17 protein-coding genes and 1 pseudogene are annotated in these 17,508 nt (G+C 63.2%); 7 read left to right on the forward strand and 11 right to left on the reverse strand.

The features are described from left to right. The first annotated feature begins 984 nt into the window (after window positions 1–984). Entirely contained in the window at window positions 985–2,109 is a 1,125-nt protein-coding gene (locus ACZYOF_RS35250) for a hypothetical protein (protein WP_463718640.1), read from the forward strand. A gap of 113 nt (window positions 2,110–2,222) precedes the next feature. On the opposite strand, the gene ACZYOF_RS35255 is transcribed toward ACZYOF_RS35250, so the two are convergent. From ACZYOF_RS35255 to ACZYOF_RS35280, 6 genes are read right to left on the reverse strand one after another with little or no spacing between them, the layout of a single operon-like run. Then, window positions 2,223–2,723 (reverse strand): nucleoside deaminase, encoded by a 501-nt coding sequence (locus ACZYOF_RS35255; protein ID WP_463718641.1) that lies wholly within the window; start codon window positions 2,721–2,723, stop codon window positions 2,223–2,225. After that, on the reverse strand, window positions 2,723–4,255 hold the full coding sequence (locus ACZYOF_RS35260; protein ID WP_463718642.1) for an ABC transporter ATP-binding protein: 1,533 nt from the start codon (window positions 4,253–4,255) through the stop codon (window positions 2,723–2,725). Before ACZYOF_RS35260 ends, ACZYOF_RS35255 begins: the two co-directional genes overlap by 1 nt. After that, window positions 4,252–4,935: a biuret amidohydrolase gene (biuH, locus tag ACZYOF_RS35265; protein ID WP_463718643.1), complete on the reverse strand. Its 684-nt coding sequence runs from the start codon at window positions 4,933–4,935 to the stop codon at window positions 4,252–4,254. The genes ACZYOF_RS35260 and biuH overlap by 4 nt, the downstream gene beginning before the upstream one ends. Window positions 4,936–4,958: 23 nt before the next feature. Next, complete coding sequence (locus tag ACZYOF_RS35270; RefSeq protein WP_463718644.1) at window positions 4,959–5,885, reverse strand: ABC transporter permease; 927 nt, start codon at window positions 5,883–5,885, stop codon at window positions 4,959–4,961. A 1-nt stretch (window position 5,886) separates the two neighbouring features. Beyond that, window positions 5,887–7,014 (reverse strand): ABC transporter permease, encoded by a 1,128-nt coding sequence (locus ACZYOF_RS35275; RefSeq protein ID WP_463718645.1) that lies wholly within the window; start codon window positions 7,012–7,014, stop codon window positions 5,887–5,889. Continuing rightward, window positions 7,011–8,120: a BMP family ABC transporter substrate-binding protein gene (locus ACZYOF_RS35280; RefSeq protein WP_463718646.1), complete on the reverse strand. Its 1,110-nt coding sequence runs from the start codon at window positions 8,118–8,120 to the stop codon at window positions 7,011–7,013. Before ACZYOF_RS35280 ends, ACZYOF_RS35275 begins: the two co-directional genes overlap by 4 nt. A 327-nt stretch (window positions 8,121–8,447) precedes the next feature. Here ACZYOF_RS35280 and ACZYOF_RS35285 point away from each other — a divergent pair, with 327 nt between their 5' ends. After that, window positions 8,448–9,713 (forward strand): allantoate amidohydrolase, encoded by a 1,266-nt coding sequence (locus tag ACZYOF_RS35285; protein WP_463718647.1) that lies wholly within the window; start codon window positions 8,448–8,450, stop codon window positions 9,711–9,713. An 81-nt stretch (window positions 9,714–9,794) separates the two neighbouring features. Here ACZYOF_RS35285 and ACZYOF_RS35290 read toward each other — a convergent pair whose 3' ends face one another. The 4 genes from ACZYOF_RS35290 to ACZYOF_RS35305 all read right to left on the reverse strand — a co-directional run bounded on the left by ACZYOF_RS35290 (window position 9,795) and on the right by ACZYOF_RS35305 (window position 12,658). Continuing rightward, window positions 9,795–10,808, reverse strand: coding sequence for a formamidase (locus ACZYOF_RS35290; protein ID WP_463718648.1), 1,014 nt, complete (start codon window positions 10,806–10,808; stop codon window positions 9,795–9,797). A gap of 75 nt (window positions 10,809–10,883) precedes the next feature. Further along, window positions 10,884–11,561: a flavin reductase family protein gene (locus tag ACZYOF_RS35295; RefSeq protein ID WP_463718649.1), complete on the reverse strand. Its 678-nt coding sequence runs from the start codon at window positions 11,559–11,561 to the stop codon at window positions 10,884–10,886. Between the two features lie 3 nt (window positions 11,562–11,564). Continuing rightward, window positions 11,565–12,497 (reverse strand): DUF1989 domain-containing protein, encoded by a 933-nt coding sequence (locus ACZYOF_RS35300; protein WP_463718650.1) that lies wholly within the window; start codon window positions 12,495–12,497, stop codon window positions 11,565–11,567. Continuing rightward, a complete protein-coding gene (locus ACZYOF_RS35305) occupies window positions 12,494–12,658 on the reverse strand; it encodes a hypothetical protein (protein ID WP_463718651.1) in 165 nt (54 codons plus the stop codon). The genes ACZYOF_RS35300 and ACZYOF_RS35305 overlap by 4 nt, the downstream gene beginning before the upstream one ends. 241 nt (window positions 12,659–12,899) lie before the next feature. Here ACZYOF_RS35305 and ACZYOF_RS35310 point away from each other — a divergent pair, with 241 nt between their 5' ends. From ACZYOF_RS35310 to ACZYOF_RS35330, 5 genes are all read left to right on the forward strand, one after another. Then, window positions 12,900–13,652: a GntR family transcriptional regulator gene (locus ACZYOF_RS35310; RefSeq protein WP_463718652.1), complete on the forward strand. Its 753-nt coding sequence runs from the start codon at window positions 12,900–12,902 to the stop codon at window positions 13,650–13,652. 70 nt (window positions 13,653–13,722) lie between these two features. Then, window positions 13,723–14,823, forward strand: a complete 1,101-nt coding sequence (locus ACZYOF_RS35315; RefSeq protein ID WP_463718653.1) for a BMP family ABC transporter substrate-binding protein — start codon at window positions 13,723–13,725, stop codon at window positions 14,821–14,823. A 197-nt stretch (window positions 14,824–15,020) separates the two neighbouring features. After that, window positions 15,021–15,239 (forward strand): hypothetical protein, encoded by a 219-nt coding sequence (locus tag ACZYOF_RS35320; RefSeq protein ID WP_130579654.1) that lies wholly within the window; start codon window positions 15,021–15,023, stop codon window positions 15,237–15,239. 193 nt (window positions 15,240–15,432) lie between these two features. After that, entirely contained in the window at window positions 15,433–16,491 is a 1,059-nt protein-coding gene (locus ACZYOF_RS35325) for a YeiH family protein (protein ID WP_463718654.1), read from the forward strand. 95 nt (window positions 16,492–16,586) lie between these two features. After that, window positions 16,587–17,291, forward strand: coding sequence for a cysteine hydrolase family protein (locus tag ACZYOF_RS35330; RefSeq protein ID WP_463718655.1), 705 nt, complete (start codon window positions 16,587–16,589; stop codon window positions 17,289–17,291). Window positions 17,292–17,403: 112 nt separating this feature from the next. Here the strand turns inward: ACZYOF_RS35330 and ACZYOF_RS35335 are convergent. Beyond that, a pseudogene (locus tag ACZYOF_RS35335) lies at window positions 17,404–17,508 on the reverse strand (IS110 family transposase); the annotation flags it as partial.

Raw genomic sequence — 17,508 nt, forward strand, 5'->3', positions numbered from 1 at the left:
CCGGTCACCGGGGAGAGCACGAAGGAAGCCGTAACACCATCGCGCAGGGAAAGCCGGAATGCTTCGGTTGAACCTGTGGTCCTACCCCCGTGCTTTTTGTTGCACGGGACCCACGGGTGCAACCAGCGCCCGGCTTTCCCTGCGCCCTCTGCTATCGAGGAGGGTGAAACGAGACGCAAAGCTCGGGCGCAACGCGCCGCGAGAACGCGAACTCACATCCCCTCACACACTCCACCGTCATGCCCCGCGAAGGCGGGGCATCCAGTATCCGGCGGCCTCTCGGCTCAAGCACGGCTGCCTCTGGAATACTGGATCGTCCGCCGGAGCCTGTCATCGGGCGGCGCTTTGCGCCGACCCGGTGGCGGACGATGACAGCGGATGAGCTGTTTGACATTTGAATCAGAACTCACCCCGCGTCGTCCCGGGCTTGCCCCATGACCCATAGCCACAGGCCTTTGTTGTGTCCCCCGCTACAACCGCTTGCTCCTGCCACAACACCTCCCTGTGGTTATGGCTCCCCCGCCTTCGCGGAGACGACACTGAGAATGATGTGAGCCGCGCTACTGACTTCTTTTGCGGCTTCCACTCCGCGCGGACGTCATTCGATCGCTGTTGCATATTTGCGACGGTCGAGACAATTCGAGACTGTCTAAGCAGTGCTGACAAAAAGTTGAGCAGCCAAGTTTCGACTGTGTACGATTACGCGTGGTGATCGTGCAGCGTCGCAAGGCGCTGCGCTCAAACGCCGCAGAAAACCAATAGAAATAGGCAAAAGCGGAAAATGCGCGCCACGCGCGGAGGTTGCTTGGGCGTTTGCGCCTCGCCGCTGGCCACTCCCTAAAACACTGACGTTGCAGTCGTTACGTGCCGAAACTTGCAGCACGCTGTGAAAAAACTTGAGGCTTCTCACTTCAGGGGAACGGCGCAAGTGTCGTTGCGAAGGGCCTCGAACTTTCGCACGTCAACTTGGGGGTACACACGAATATGCTCAGTCTTCGAAACCTGGCAGCCGCGGCACTGTCACTTGCCACACTCGCGCCCGCCGGCTTCGCCAGCGCGGCCGACCTGCCGGTCAAGGCGCCAAAGCCCGCGCCTGATTTGCCGTTCTTCCTGCTGGTCGATAACCGCGTGACCTTCTCCTGGATGCCCAAGGGCACCGATCCCGGCGTGTTCTCCATTCAGCCGAACGGTACGATCAACGGCACGACGGCCAAGCAGGTCTACTCGTTCACCCACTTCGACATCTGGACCTACGGCACCAACTTCTTCACGATCTCGATGTTCAAGTCGGGTCAGAACGATCCGGCTTCGCCGTGCTCCAATGCCGGCGTGCTGATCACTGGCGCGTCAGCCAATTGCGCCGGCGCCACCGAAATCTACGGCCTGTTCCGCTCGACCTTCGGCTTCAATCAGATCTTCAACACCAAGGCCTTCAACGTCGGACCGCTCACCAACGTCTCCTTCGAAGTCGGTATGGACGGCAACAGCGAGAACAACTTCCTCGCCCCGGCCAAGCGACAGGTCGTCGCCGGTCTGCAGTTCGAATTCGCTCTGCCCTATAAAGGCTACTTCAACGTGTCGCCGTTGGCGTCCTGGGAGTTCTCCAACCACAACGCCTTCAACCAGTGCGGACTGTTCGGTCCCGGCATTCCGTATCCGGCTCCCGGCGCCACCTGCCTTTCGGACGGCAATACCAGCTTCAATCCGACCTGGGCGGTCGAAACCAACTACTATATGGACCTCGGCTTCCTGCCGGAATACATGCAGTACTTCTCGATCAGCGGCCGCGCCGCCTGGTACGGCAAGAAGGGTGACCAGAACAATCCGCTGGTTGGCTTCGGCACCGGTCCGTTCAGCACCGGCACCGCAGTTGAGTTCAACAGCGAGCCGATCCGTCTGACCTTCGACGCCAGCAAGGCGGTCTGGGGACCGAAGTACACCCACTTCGTCGATCTCTGGGTTGCCTACCGCTACTGGCAGAACAAGTTCGGCCTCGACCACAACGCAGCGCCTGGCGTCTGCACCCTCACCAACGCGGCCGGAGTGACGTACAGCACCAATAGCTGCACCGAGTCGACGGTCTACGGCGGTATCACCATGAAGTTCTAACCACCTGACCCGTTCTCCAGGTGAACTGGGCGCCGCGATGAACCCGCGGCGCCATTTTTTTCTTAAGAGCGTGGACAAGACGCAGGCGAGGTAGGTTGGCAGTCCTTCGGGCGCTATTTCTGCCAGAGGCCGGCGTGGAGCTTCGCCGCCTCGTCCTCGATCAGCGGCCCCACGACATCGGTCGGTCGCTGTCCGGTGCGGAATACTTCGCGGCAGGGCAGGTCGAGGGTCGGATTTTCCGGATGATTGCCGGTGATCTCGCGCAGGCGATGTTCGCTTAACGCATAGACCAGGCGCCCGATGCCGGCCCAGTAGATCGCGCCCGCGCACATCGCGCAGGGCTCTGCGGACGAATAGAGCGTGGCGTGCTGGAGGACCTCAGGCGCCAGCGTCGTGCAGGCCTTGGTCGCGAGCAGGCGCTCGGCATGCGCGGTGCCGTCACGGGAGGGCATGTAGCCGTTCTCGACTTCCATCAGCACGTTGCGATTCTGGTCGACCAGAACCGAGCCGAAGGGATGATTGCCGTGGGTGACGGAGCGGCGGGCGACCTCGAAGGACCGCCGCAGGAAATGCAGGTCAGCTTCTTCCTGGGTCAGCGCAGAAATATCCGTCATCAATGTCCCGCCATATGCCGCCCGATCTCGGTGAGATCGGCTTCGCTGGCGCGGGCCTCGTGGACGAGCTCACCGTGGAACATCACGACCAGACGGTCGGAAAGTTCGAGCAGTTCGTCAAGGTCTTCGCTGACGAGAAGCACCGCCGCGCCGCGGTTGCGCGCCGCCATGATCTCGGCATGGATCTGCGCCACGGCGGCGAAATCGAGCCCGAAGCAGGGATTGGCAGCAATCAGCACCTCGACCTCGCCGCCGAGCTCGCGCGCCAGCACCGCGCGCTGGACGTTGCCGCCCGAGAGCGCGGAGATAGGCGTATCCGGTGTGCGGGTCTTGATCTTATAGAGGCCGATCTTGCGTTCGGCATTCCTGCGAAAGGCCGCGCCACTCAGCCACCAGCCGCCCTTGGCGAAGGGGGCGCGGTCGAATTCGCGGAAGGCGATGTTGTCGGCCACGCTCATGCCGCCGACGCAGGCGTTCTTGAGCGGCTCCTCGGGCAATAGCGACATCTTGTGCCGGCGCATCTCCTCACGCGTCGCCGAATAGCGCTCGCCGCGGATGCGGACTTCGCCGCTCTCGGCGTCGCGCTGGCCGGCGAGCACTTCCACGAGCTGGCGCTGGCCATTGCCGGAGACGCCGGCGATGCCCACGATCTCGCCGCCGCGGACCGTGAGCGAGACGTTGTGGACGGCCACCGCCCCGGCATCGTCGAGTGCGGTGAGGCTGTTGAGCTCGAGGCGCGCCTCGCCGACTTCGCCGACGCGGGGCGGCTGCACGGTCAATTGCTCGGCGCCGATCATGGTGCGCGCCATGGCATCCGGCGTGAGCTCGGCGACGCGGCCCTGGCCGGCGAGTTTTCCACGCCGCAGGATGGTCACCTCATCGGCAAAGGCCATCACCTCGCGGAACTTGTGCGTGATCATCAGGATGGTCAATTCACCTGATACGACCATCGCGCGCAGCATGCCCAAAACTTCGTCGGCCTCGCCCGGCGTCAGCACCGAGGTCGGCTCGTCCAGGATCAGGAAGCGCCGCTTCAGATAGAGCTGCTTGAGGATCTCGCACTTCTGCCGCTCGCCGGCCGAGATGTCGGAAACCTTGGCGTCCAGCGGCACCTTGAATGGCATCCGCGCGAGGAACGCCTCGAGCTCCTTCTTCTCCTTGCCCCAGTCCACCACAACAGGCACGTCGTCGCGCGCCAGCACGAGATTCTCCGCGACCGTCATCGCAGGGACCAGGGTGAAATGCTGGTAGACCATGCCGAGCCCGAGCGCGTGCGCGTCCTTCGGGTTGCCGATCTTCTGCTCACGCCCGCCGATCAGGATGTCGCCCTGGGTTGCGAGGTAATAGCCCATGATGCACTTCACCAGCGTGCTCTTGCCCGCACCGTTCTCGCCGAGCAGCGCGTGAAACGAGCCGGGACGCACCTTCAATTCGACATTGTCGAGCGCCAGGAAATCGCCAAAGCGCATGGTCATGGCGATGGCATCGACACCGAAGGCGCCGGTGGGGGCGGGCGTCTCGCCGATGATCACGAGATCGCTCCGATCAGGTCGGCGGATTTCGCCACCGCGCCGAACACGCCGCCCTGCATCTTGATCATCTTCAGCGCATGATCGTGATTGCTCTTGTCGGTCGCGCCGCAGCAATCCTCGATCAGCACGCATTCGAAGCCGCGGTCGTTGGCCTCGCGCATCGTGGTATGGACGCAGACGTCGGTGGTGATGCCGGTCAGCACGATGTTCTCAATGCCGCGCAGGCGCAGCATCAGCTCCAGGTCGGTCGCACAGAACGAGCCCTTACCGGGTTTGTCGATGATCGGCTCGCCCGGCAGGGGGGCAAGATCGGGAATGATCTCCCAACCGGGCTCGCCGCGCACCAGGATGCGGCCGCAAGGACCGGGATCGCCGATGCCGGCGCCGATCTGGCGCGAGCGCCAACGCTTGTTGGCGGGAAGATCGGCGAGATCGGTGCGGTGGCCCTCGCGGGTGTGGATGATGTGATAGCCCTGGCTCCGCATCACCGCGAGCAGGCGCTTGATCGGCTCGATCGGCGCCCGCGTCAGCGAGAGGTCGTAGCCCATCTTGTCGACATAGCCGCCGACGCCGCAGAAGTCGATCTGCATGTCGATGATGATGAGCGCGGTGTTTCCCGGGCGGAGATCGCCATTGTAGGGCCAGGCGTAGGGCTCGGACTTGATGGTGCGCTCGGGCATGGACGACCTCGTTGCTGCGCGTGTTATCGGGTGATGGAAAGCTCGGCCGGGGCGCCGGTCAGCGTGCGTTTCGGCGAGCAGGTGATGATCATGATCGCGAGCGTCAGGATGTACGGCGCAGCATTGAACAGGTGATAGCCCGAGGTGACGCCGACCGATTGCAGCGCCGGTCCCAGCGCCGCGGCGCCGCCAAAAGCAAGCGACGCCCACAGGCAGAGCAGGGGATCCCAGCGCGCGAAGATCACGAGCGCAACCGCAGTGATGCCCTGTCCGCTGGAAAGGCCTTCGTTCCAGCTTCCGGGATAGAACAGCGACAGGAACGAGCCGCCGATCCCGGCGAGGAAGCCGCCGACCATGGTGGCGCGCAGCCGGATCAGCAGCACCGAATGGCCCATCGCCCGCGCCGCGTCCGAGCTTTCGCCGGCGGTGCGGATCAGGAGCCCCCAGCGCGTGGTCTTGAACGCCCAATAGAGAATGGGGGCGATTGCGACGCCGATCAGGAACAGCACATTGATGCGGAGTGCGGCGCGGACCTGCGGAATGTCGCTCCACCAGCCGAAATCGATCGCGGGCAGCCGCGGCGCGGTCGGTTCGATCAATGGCTTGCCGAGGAAGAAAGCGAGCCCGATGCCGAACAGCATCAGCGCGATGCCGACCGCGACGTCGTTCACGCGCGGCAATGAGCAGATGCCGGCATGGAGCGCGCCGAGCAGCGCGCCGGTGACGCCGGCGGCAAGCACGCCCAGCCAGGGCGAGCCGGAGAGATAGGAGATGCCGTAGGCGCTCATCGCGCCCATCACCAGCGTGCCCTCGAGGCCGAGATTGATGCGGCCGCTCCGCTCGGTGATGCATTCGCCGAGACTGACGAACAGGAACGGTGTCGAGACACGGATGGCGCCGCCGAGCACGGCGAGCGGGACGGTCCACAGCCCGATCGATGCGTCTGCCATGTCAGGACTTTCCTTTCAGGAAGCCAATGCGTCCGTAGAGCGCGTCGCTGGCCAGCACGAACACGAAGATGATGCCCTGCAGCACCAACACGGACGCGTCGGGCAGTCCGAGCCGTCGCTGCAGGAGGCCGCCACTGGCGCTGATGCCGCCGAGCAGGATCGCGACCGGAATGACCGCGAGCGGATTCTGCCGCGCCAGGAAGGCGACCAGGATGCCGGTGAAGCCATAGCCCGCGGCGAGATTGGCGTTGGTGCGGCCCTGGACGGCGGCGACCTCGATCATGCCGGCAAGGCCCGCGCAGGCGCCGGCGAGAAAGCAGATCGTCATGATCAATTTGCCGACGCCAAGTCCGACGATCTTCGCAGCGCGGATATTGCCGCCGGCGACACGTGCGGCAAAGCCGAAGGTGGTGTGATAGATCAGGATGTAGGAGGCGATCGCGCAGACGAGGCCGAACACCAGGCCCCAATGCACGTCGGTGCCGGGGATGGTGCCGATCATGTTGGCGGCGCCGATCTCCCGCGTCGACGGCTTGTTGAGACTGGAGGGATCGCGCATCACGCCTTCGACGAGATGGTTGAGGATCGCGAGCGCGATATAGACCAGCAGTAGGCTCGAGATCGTCTCGTTGACGCCGCGATACTGACGGAGCGCGCCTGATAGCGTGATCCACAATCCGCCGCCGATCACGCCGGCAATGACCATCGCGATCTGCACCACCAGCGGCGGCGCCCATTGCATGGCGAGCGCCGCGCTGGTCGCGGAGAGCGCGCCGATCAGGAGCGCGCCTTCGCCGCCGATGATGACCATGCCGAGCTGCGCCGGCAGCGCCGTGCACAGCGCGGTCAGGATCAACGGCGCGGCGCGGGTCAGCGTGTTCTGCCAGGAGAACCAGGTGCCGAACGCGCCCTGGTACATGTAGAAATAGAGATCGAGCGGATTCTTGCCGTAGAGCGCGACGAACACGCCGAAGGTCGCGAGCGCGCCGATCAGGGCGGCGCCCGGGATCAGGATGTACTCGATGGCGGCGCCGTAGCGCTGCAGGAAACCGGGATCGGCGGCCGGGGCGACCCCGACCGCCCCGACCGCCCCGACCGCCTCGGCCGAGTCGGCCGTGTCCGTCGTCACGAAGTCGCTCCGATCACGCCTTCGATCAGATAGTCCATCTTCTCGAGCTCAGGATCCTTCTGGGCGCGCTCGATGCCGGACGCGATCACCGTCTTGCCCTTGTTGTCGAGGATCGGTCCCTTGAAGATGGTGTATTCGCCGGCGACGAGCTTTGCCTTCATCTCGTCGGCATGCTTGCGCGCTTCGGCCGAGACCGTTTCGCCATAGGGCGAGCATTTGACGATCTCTTCCTTCAGGCCGCCACGATAGAAGTTCGGGATCGATTCGCCCGACGCGATCATCTTCAGGAATTTCGGATAGAGCGCTTCCCAGTTCCATTCGGCGCCGGTGAGATAGGCCTTCGGCGCGAGCGGGGATTGGTTGACATGGTAACCGCAGACAAAAGCGCCGCGGCGAGCAGCGTTCTCGACCATCGTCTTGGGGCCGTCGACATGGCAGGTCAGCACGTCGACGCCCTGGTCGATCAGGCTGTTGGTGGCCTCGGCTTCCTTGACCGGCATCGACCAGTCGCCGGTGAAAATCACCTGCGTCGTCGCCTTCGGGTTGGCGAGCTTGGCGCCGAGCGTGAAGGCGTTGATGTTGCGCAGCACCTGCGGGATTGGCTTGGCGGCGACGAAGCCGAGCTTGCCGCTCTTGGTCGAATAGCCCGCAACGATACCGGAAATGAACTGCGCCTCGTCGATATAGCCGAAATAGCTGCCGGCGTTCTTCGGGTCCTTCTCGGTCCACAAGCCGCCGCAATGCTCGAAGCGGATCTTCGGATATTTGTTCGCTACCTTGACCATGTGCGGACTGAAGTATCCGAACGAGGTCGGGAACAGCAGCGTGGAGCCGTCGAGATTGATCATGGACTCCATGGTCTTCTCGACAGCATCGGTCTCCGGCACCTTCTCTTCCTCGACCACCTTGATGCCGGGCAGTTTCTTCAGCGCCGCCGCGCCTTGCGCGTGGGCCTGGTTGTAGCCGTAGTCGTCACGCGATCCGACATAGATGAAGCCGATGGTGGTCTCGGCCGCCTGCGCCGTGCGCGCGCCGATCGTGCCGCTGAGCGCCAGCGCGGCGCCGCCTTGCAATAAATGCCGTCGTGAAATCCTGCTGAAATCCATTGCCTGCTCCCCTGGGGCGGTCCGGCCGCCGGTCGTTGCGCATCCGCGCCAACGGCGGAGCTCGGGCGGGATGTCGCAAGCTTCGTGCCAGAGCCTATCTGGCGGGCATGAAATACCAATTTATTGAAATAGCTTGGGTATTATTCGATTCCGTATTCCGCTCAAACTTTGAGCGATGCTGCGTCAGCCTAATTATTGAGCGTTACCAGACAATTGTATGCAAGGCCGCTGAGCACTATTTGGGGCGTTGATCGTGCGCCAAGGGGCTGGCATTGAACTTGTATCGATCCCGACGCGGGCATCGAAGCGGCGCTTCACTGGAAAAGCATGAGCAAGAAAGACGCGGCGGGAGCCGGGACCAGACCATCTTTGCTTGGCGAGGAGATCGTTGCCCGCATCGACCAGCTTGCGGCGATATCGGAGACGCCTGAGCATTTGGCGCGAATCTATCTGACGCCCGAGCACCGCAAGGCGGCTGATCTCCTTCTGTCCTGGATGCGCGAGGCCGGGATGAGCGCGCATCTCGACGCGATCGGCAATGTCTGCGGCCGTTACGAGGGCGAGAGGCCCGGCCTGCCGTGCCTGATGCTGGGCTCGCATTACGACACGGTGCGCGACGCCGGCAAATGGGACGGACCGCTCGGCCTCATCACCGCGATCTCCTGCGTCGCCGATCTCAACCGGCGCGGCTGCCGATTGCCGTTCGCGATCGAGGTGACCGGCTTTGCCGACGAGGAAGGCGTGCGCTTTGCTTCGACGCTGCTCGGCAGCCGTGCGGTCGCCGGCACGTTCGACGAAAGCGTGCTGAGCGCGCGCGACCATGCCGGCATTTCCATGCGCGAGGCGATGATCGCCTTCGGGCTCGACCCCGATCATATCGGCGCCGCCGCGCGCGCCCGCCGCGAACTGCTCGCCTATGTCGAACTGCATATCGAGCAGGGGCCGGTGCTGGAAGAAAAAGACCTGCCCGTCGGCGTGGTGACCGCGATCGCCGGCGCCACGCGGCTTGCGGCAAAGCTCACGGGCATGGCCGGCCATGCCGGCACCGTGCCGATGGCGCTCAGGCGCGACGCGTTAGCGGGCGCTGCCGAGTGCATCACGGCGATCGAGGGTTTCTGCAAGAGCGACGGTGGCGGTCTCGTCGGCACTGTCGGCTATATCGATGCCAGGCCCGGCGCCACCAACGTGATCCCGGGATTCGTCTCCTTCACCATCGACATCCGCGCGCCCACGGATATGCATCGCAAGCGCGCGGTCGCCGATATCGTTCGTCAAATCGAGACCATCGCGAAACGCCGCTCGCTCGCGCTGCAACTCGACGTCACCCATGAGAACCGCACCGTGCCCTGCGCGTCCTGGCTGAAAGCGCAGGTGGCGGAGGCGGTGGCCGGCGAGGGATATTCCGTGTTCGAGCTGCCGAGCGGGGCGGGGCATGACGGCATGGCGATGATTGATGTCGCCGACGTCGCTATGCTCTTCGTCCGCTGCCGCGGCGGCATCAGCCATCACCCCGACGAGCATGTGGACCTCGCCGACGCCGACGCCGGCGCGCGGGTTTTGCTGCGGCTGCTCGAGAATTTTCGTGGCCCGTAGGGTGGGCAAAGCGAAGCGTGCCCACCATCTCTTGCACCGCTCGTGAATGGTGGGCACGCTTCGCTTTGCCCACCCTACAAATCACTCCGCCGCTTTCGCGGTCTTGCCGAACATGCGCGTCGGTGCAGGGAAGCCGCAGGAGGTGCCGTCGGTGATCTTGACCTGGTCTTCCCACGGCAATCGGAAGTGACCTGAGACCATGTCCTGCATGAAGGTGTAGGGACAATCCATCGCGCCACCCTTCACTGCGACATAGCCGCGGTGCCAGAGCTGGTAGATGTTGTTTTCGACACCCCAGTTGATCCGCGCCTCGCGCACCAGATCGGGCCGTACCTCGGCGGTGATGATCTCATCCGCACGCCCGGTCGTGCCATGCGCGATGATGGTACCGTCGAAATTGACGATCATGCCTTCGCCCATGGAATCGAACGAGCCGTCGGAGCCGCACATGCAGACATTGGCTGTTACCATCAGATTCTGGAACGCGTTCGCCTGATTTGTAAAACGCCAGCTCTCGCGGATCGGAGCGGTGTAGCCGGCGGTGCGGATCATGATCTCCGCGCCCTTGTAGGCGCATTCGCGCGCCATCTCCGGGAACATGCCGTCATGGCAGATGATCAACGCGATCTTGGCGCCCTTCGGTCCCTCGATCACGGGAATGCCGATGTCGCCGGGCTCCCACGGCTCGACCGGAATCCAGGGATGGAATTTGCGATAGTAGAGCTTGATCTCGCCGTGGTCGTCGATAATCAGGCCTGAATTGTAAGGGTTGCCGTCGGGGTTGTACTCCATGATGGAGAAGCAACCCCAGATCTTGTTGTCGATGCAGGCCTGCTTGAACGCCGCAACCTCCGGCCCGTCGAGCCGGCACATGATCTCGGGATTGGTGTCCATCGACAGGCCGTGCAGCGAATATTCGGGAAAAACGACGAGATCCATCGTGGACAGATTGCGCCGCGCCTTGCCGACCATCCAGACGATCTTCTCGGTCTGCTTCGCCAGATCCGCCTTGGTCACCACAACGGGCAATTGCAGTTGAACGAGCCCGATCACGACGCCATTGGGCGATTTGTTGAGGCCGCCAAGTCCGTTCATGTCGAACTCCCTGTTCAGTTCTGAGCGTTTCTGGGATCAAGAGAAGCAAATCCGATTTTTGCTTGCATCGAAAGACTATTTTTCAGGCGCCGCCATCGCCTCGAATTCGTCGAGCGTCGGCGTCAGCATTTCGAAGCGGTCGCGGATGGTGGCGCAGGTGTTGCCGCCAAGACGTGCGATCGCATCGAGCCTGGCCGGATCGATGTGCAGCCGCTCGGCATCGACCACGTCGCGCCGATAATGCGCGAACACGATCTCGCCGAGGATGATCTGGCGAGACTTTCCCAGTTCCAGCGTGACATGGCGGCGGCATTCGAAGGCGGCGGGAGCCTCCTTGATCCAGGGCGAGGCCACTTCGGTTCCGGGCATCGCCGTCAGGCCCGCGGCGGCAAGTTCGTCGCGGCTGGCGGCAAACGGCACCGCGCAGACATGCATCGCTTCCGCAATCGCGTGCGATACGATGTTGACGGTGAAGACCTCGGTCAGGCGGATGTTGAGCGCGGTGTCCTTGAACGACATGTCGGGATGGTTCTCCACCCCGAGCGCGAGGATCGGCGGGTCGGCGGAGAGGCAGTTGAAGAAGCTGAACGGGGCGGCATTGATGCGCCCCGTCGGATCGACCGTCGTCACCAGCGCGATCGGCCGCGGCACCACGGTGCCGATCATCAATTTGTAGCGCTCGCGCGCCGACAGCCTGCGGAAGTCGAAGGTGACCTCGTCTTGAGTTGGTTTCTGGGCAGGGATCGCGTCCATCGCTCAGGCCTCGATCGCCGGTGCGCCGGCATGGGCTTGCAGAAAGCGCTCCTCCCACCAGGAGAACAGGATGTCGCGCAGCGCCGCCGCATCGTCGTCACCGTAGATGTCGGTGAGTTTGACCGCATTGAACATCGCCGTTTCCGCCGCCGTCAGCACGACCGGCAGTTCGGTAAGCACGATCGGCGTGTTCGGAAACTCCGGCCTGTAGTCGGGGTCCCGCCGCAAGGCGCGGTCGCTCTTGATGACCGGGTTCTTGAAATCCTTCGGCGTCCGCTGGCTGGCAAGCACCGGCGTCGTCGGCACGCTGGCGAGATCGGCCTCTGTCGCCTCGAACACCGTGAGCTTCAGCGGCTTCAGCGCAAAGTTGCTGGTCTTCATCACGTCGGCGCCGCAGACATTGGGGATCGCCAGCACGTCCATCAACGCCAGCAGGTCGACATAATCGCCGGGCTTGGTGGTCTGACGGGTCATGTAGGCATGGCCGTCGGCGTCGACGCCGGTGCACATGAACAGATTGAAGGAATCGTGGACGTCGTCAGGCGTCAGCCCGTATTCGCGCTGCGCCTCCGCCTGGATGTCGTGGCAATTGGTGTGCACGGAAAAGCCGTAGGCCGCTTCATAGACATAGGCGCTGCAGCGCGGGAATAGCACGTCGTTGCGGCCGACGGTATCTTCGAGAATGTAGAGCATCGCACGCTCGCGCGGGGGCGCCGACCACATGAAGGTGCCCTTGGTCGGATGAAAGCCGTGCACGGTGCGGGTGCGGCCGCAATGCATGAACTCCTTGTAGTCATGCAGGTTGAAGCAGTTGAAGTCGGCGCACTGGCCGCCTTCGACCTGCTCGATGCGCAGGACCTGTCCCTTCAACAATTCGATTGCCTTGCCGGTCCCCGGCTCGAGGATCCATTCCGATGTGATCTTGCGCGTGGTCATCGCGAGCTTCCTGCGTGGTCGGTCTTTCTGCCGGCGGCGTATTCGCGCAATGCGAGACGGACCAACGCCGCACGATCGGGGGCCACACCCTGCGCGATGGTGCGGTCCATCAGTTCAAGCTGTTGCTGGTTCAATCGCAGTTTGACGACCGTTTCGTCCATGGGTATTTCCTCTGCAGCGATACGAGGGAGCAAGATTCTGTATACAAAGCTGCGCGCCTCGGGATATCGAGCTGCAGTTATCCTGCGTTTTGTCGTCCATTCGAAGCGTAAACTTTGAGCGATGTGCTGCCGCTTATTCGCGCGCTTCGTCCAAAATTGCCTCATCCCGTGTACGAAACCTCGAATTATCGTATGCGCAATCGCGGACGCATTTTCGTCCGACGGCGCATGCGGATTTCGGATGAGCAAGAAATCGACCCGGGTTGATGTTGCCTGCCAGGCGCTGCGCCAGGCGATCATCGAGCAGGCGTTGCCGCCGGGCACGAAGCTGCCGGAGGACGAACTCGGCGCCCAGTTTCGCATGAGCCGCACGCTGGTGCGCGCGGCGCTAGCGCAACTTCAATCGGAAGGCCTGGTCGATGCGCCGCCGCGCCGCACCGCCACCACGGCCAAACCCACTCTGGAAGAGGCGAGGGAGGTCTTCGAGGTCCGCCGCACGATCGAGCGCGAAGTGGTGCGGCTGGTGATCGCGCGCTGGCGGCCGGAATTCGGCGCCGAGCTCGAGGGGCATGTCCGCAAGGAAGAAGCTGCGCGCAAGGCTGGCGAAGCGAGAGTCTCCATCCGTCTGGCGGGCGAATTCCATGTCAAGCTTGGCGAGCTCGCGGGCAACAATCTGCTCCGCCGCTATCTCGGCGAAGTAGTGTCGCGCTGCTCGCTGATCCTGGCGCTCTACGGCCGGCCGCATTCCGCAGACTGCGCCGTCAACGAACACCGCGAGATTGTGGCCGCGCTGCGCAGCCGCAATGCCGAGGCCGCGATCGAGCTGATGGACCATCACCTCGGTGCGGTCGAGCACCGGGCGCTGCTCGATCAGGATCGCGAAGCGCAATTCGATCTCGGCGCGGTGCTGTCCCGCTACACGGAGACGACGGACACCGGCAACGGATCAAAGATCGCGCGGCTGCCGCGGCGGAAGACACGGGCCGCGAAATGAGCGGGGACAGGATTTCATCACCAGTGTCACCCAAGCCGCGCCAAAGGTTCGGCGATCAAGGAGAGTATCAATGACCACGCCTCCGCTTTCCCGCCGAACCTTTCTCGCTGGAGCCGCCGCAAGTCCCTTCGTTCTTTCCGCCCTCGGCCAGCCGGCGCACGCCGCCGATCTCATGGTGGGCATCATCTATGTCGGCTCTCGCCAGGACTATGGCTGGAACCAGGCCCATGCCGTCGCCGCCAAGGCGCTCAAGGATGTGCCGGGCGTGAAGGTCGTCGAAGAAGAGAACGTGCCGGAGACCGTGGCGGTTGCAAAAACCATGGAGTCGATGATCAACATCGACGGTGCGACGCTGCTGTTTCCGACCTCCTTTGGCTACTTCAACCCGTTCATGGTCGATGCGGCGAAGAAATATCCCAAGGTCGAATTCCGCCATCCGACCTCGCTCTGGCAGGCCGACAAGCATCCGGCCAACGCGGGCGGCTATTTCTGCTATCTGGACCAGGGCCATTATGTGAACGGCATTGCCGCGGGCCTATCCACCAAAGCGAACAAGATCGGCTATATCGCTGCTAAGCCGATCCCGCTGGTGTTGCGCAACGTCAATTCGTTCATGCTCGGCGCGCGCAAAGTTAATCCAAACGTCACGGTGCAGCTCATCATCACCGGCGATTGGGCCCTGCCGGTGCGCGAGGCGGAAGCCGCGAACGCGCTGGTCGATGCCGGCTGCGATATCATCGCCTGTCACATCGACAGCCCGAAGGTGGTGATCGAGACCGCCGAGAAGCGCGGCGTGAAGAGCTGCGGCCATAACGCCAACCAGGCGGATCTCGCGCCCAAGGGCTTCATCACAGGCGCGGAGCTGAAGTGGGAGACGGTCTACAAGGGGTTTGCCGGCATGATCGCCAAGGGCGAGAAGCTGCCAAACATGGTGATCGGCGGCTACGACAAGGACATGGTGGTGAGCTCGCCGTTCGGCGCCGGCTGCAGCGAAGCCGGCCGCAATGCCGCCACCGCCGCGATCGCCGAGTTGAAGGCGGGCAAGCCGATCTTCATCGCTGGAGTGAAGAGCAATACCGGCAAGGTCATCACCTCCAAGGACACCGGGCTCTATGATCCCGCGTTGGAGACGACCGACTATCTGGTCGAGGGTGTGGTCGGTACCGTTTGAGGTCTCTGGGGCCCCGGTGCTGGCTCGATGGCATCGGCGGCGAGTTCGGGGCTATTTGGACGGGCGGGGACGAAAATTCCTCCCCGTGAGCACATGGGAGAACGTGCTTCCAAGTCGCTGCCGCAAAAGACATTTCGCTACCATTGCTTCCTGGCCGCAATTGACGACATTTAAGGACGGTTTCAATGGAAGCGGCCATGAGCAATCCCGGATTTGATGCGTTTGGCGAGCCGATGACGGCCGAGAGCGTTCGCGCCCCTGGGCGTGCGTCCTCGTGGCTGCTGCGCGCCGGCACCGGCGCGTTCTGGCTGCTCGTCGCTGGCATCGTGATCGCCCGCGCCGCCTATTTTGAGGCCGGCGTCTTCAATTTCGACCGCGCCGTTGCCTGGGCGCAGGGCCTGTTCGCAGCCCTCTGACGTTCCATCCTGCACTCTCATTATAGATAGGGTTCCAGCCGAAATCGCCTGGCTTGCGGGCCATTGGCCCGCTTGAATCGGACGTGCGCCTCAGGCTCCAGAACATAACTTCTCGTTACTGGGGAAATCGGAGAATATATTAGCCAAAACATCACGGTAGGCGCATAAATTATTCCCGATAGGGAGTGCCACCGTGGCGGACAATATCAATAGCATCAAGGAAACAGCGCGGCGCCCGAGTGCCATCGCCCGCACCGTTAGCCTTTTTCCTGGCATCCTGCTGTGCGGCGCGATCACGCTCGTCGCGGTCGGCGTCCAGCATCTGGAGGAACGGGCCTTCGACCATCCCTATGTGGAAGCCCTGGTGATCGCGATCCTCCTGGGAATGGCGATCCGTACCGCCTGGAATCCATCCGAGCGATGGCGCTCCGGGATCGCCTTCAGCGCCAAGCAACTGCTCGAAGTCGCGGTCGTGCTGCTGGGGGCCTCGATCAGCTTCGCCGCGATTGCGGCGTCCGGCCTGGCGCTGATCGGCGCGATCGCGGGAACGGTTGCGATCATGCTGGCGCTTAGTTTTGGGGTCAGCCGCATGCTCGGCCTGCCGCCCAAGCTGTCGATCCTGATCGCCTGCGGTAATTCCATCTGCGGGAATTCGGCCATCGCGGCCGTTGCCCCCGTGATCGACGCCCACAGCGACGACATCGCCTCGTCGATCTCATTTACCGCCATTCTCGGCGTGCTGATGGTGCTGGGATTGCCCTTGCTGATCCCGCTCCTGGGATTGACGGCGACGCAATACGGCATCCTGGCCGGACTTACGGTCTATGCCGTTCCCCAGGTGCTTGCGGCGACCGTGCCTGCCGGCATCGTCAGCACGCAGATCGGGACGCTCGTGAAACTGGTGCGCGTGCTGATGCTGGGACCGATCGTGATCGGCCTCTCTTTGTTCGTCGCCAGCCGCCGCAAGCACGAGAAGGCGGCAGCGATCAGTCCGTTCAAATTGGTGCCCTGGTTCATCATCGGCTTTCTGGTCCTTGCCGCGCTGCGATCGTTCGAGCTCGTTCCGGATGCGGTGGTCCCCCTGGTGACGAAGACGGCGGTTTTGCTCACCGTGCTGTCGATGGCGGCCCTTGGGCTTGGCGTTGATATCCGCGTCATCGCCACCGTGGGAGGACGCGTGACAGCCGCGGTCACGCTCTCGCTATTGGTGCTGCTCGCCATCAGCATAGGGGTCGTCCATCTCTTCAGATGAGAGCGTCCGGCAGCGCACGATCTCGAATTGTACACAATGGCACGGCGTTTGCTTAACCCCTGATCAAGAATTCTCTTGTTTGGGGTGAGCACGTCATGGCGAACTCAAGCGATCCATTGGGGAAGATCGTCGCGGAGCCGGAGCCGATCGAGCTCGACTGGACCAAGACCGCGCTCGTCATCATCGACATGCAGCGCGATTTCATGGAGCCCGGCGGCTTCGGCGAAACGCTCGGCAATGACGTCAGCCAGCTTGCGCGCGCCGTGAAGCCGATCGGCGCGGTGCTGTCGGCGGCGCGCGGCACCGGCATGCTGGTCATCCATACCCGCGAAGGACATCTGCCCGATCTTTCCGACGCGCCGCCCGCCAAGGTCGAACGCGGCGCGCCATCATTGCGTATCGGCGATCCCGGTCCGATGGGCCGCATCCTCATCCGCGGCGAGGCCGGCCACGACATCATCCCCGAGCTCTATCCGCTCGACAGCGAGATCGTGATCGACAAGCCCGGCAAGGGCGCGTTCTACGCCACCGAGATGGACGATGTGCTGCAGAAATACGGCATCGAGAATCTTCTGGTGTGCGGCGTCACCACGGAAGTCTGCGTCAACACGACCGTGCGCGAGGCCAATGACCGCGGCTATCGCTGCGTCGTCATTTCCGACGGCTGCGCATCGTACTTTCCCGAATTTCACGAGATGGGCCTGAAGATGATCAAGGCCCAGGGCGGCATCTTCGGCTGGGTCGCCAGCTCAGCGGCAGTATTGGAGGCGATAAAGATTTCGAAGACATTGGCTGGCTGACCCTCATGGTGAGGAGGCGCGCAGCGCCGTCTCGAAGGATGAGGCCCCCGTCTGTGGCCTCATCCATCGAGACGCGCTTCGCGCTCCTCAGGATGAGCGACTATCTGGATTGTCAAGTTGCATTGGCGTAAGCGGCACGCGCCTCGCGTGCTTTGGCGTTGAGGCGGACCAGGAGCTTACGGGCGAGCGCAATGCGAATGACCATTTTTTCCTTTCC

It is taken from the genome of Bradyrhizobium sp. LeoA1Lang (assembly GCF_055413685.1).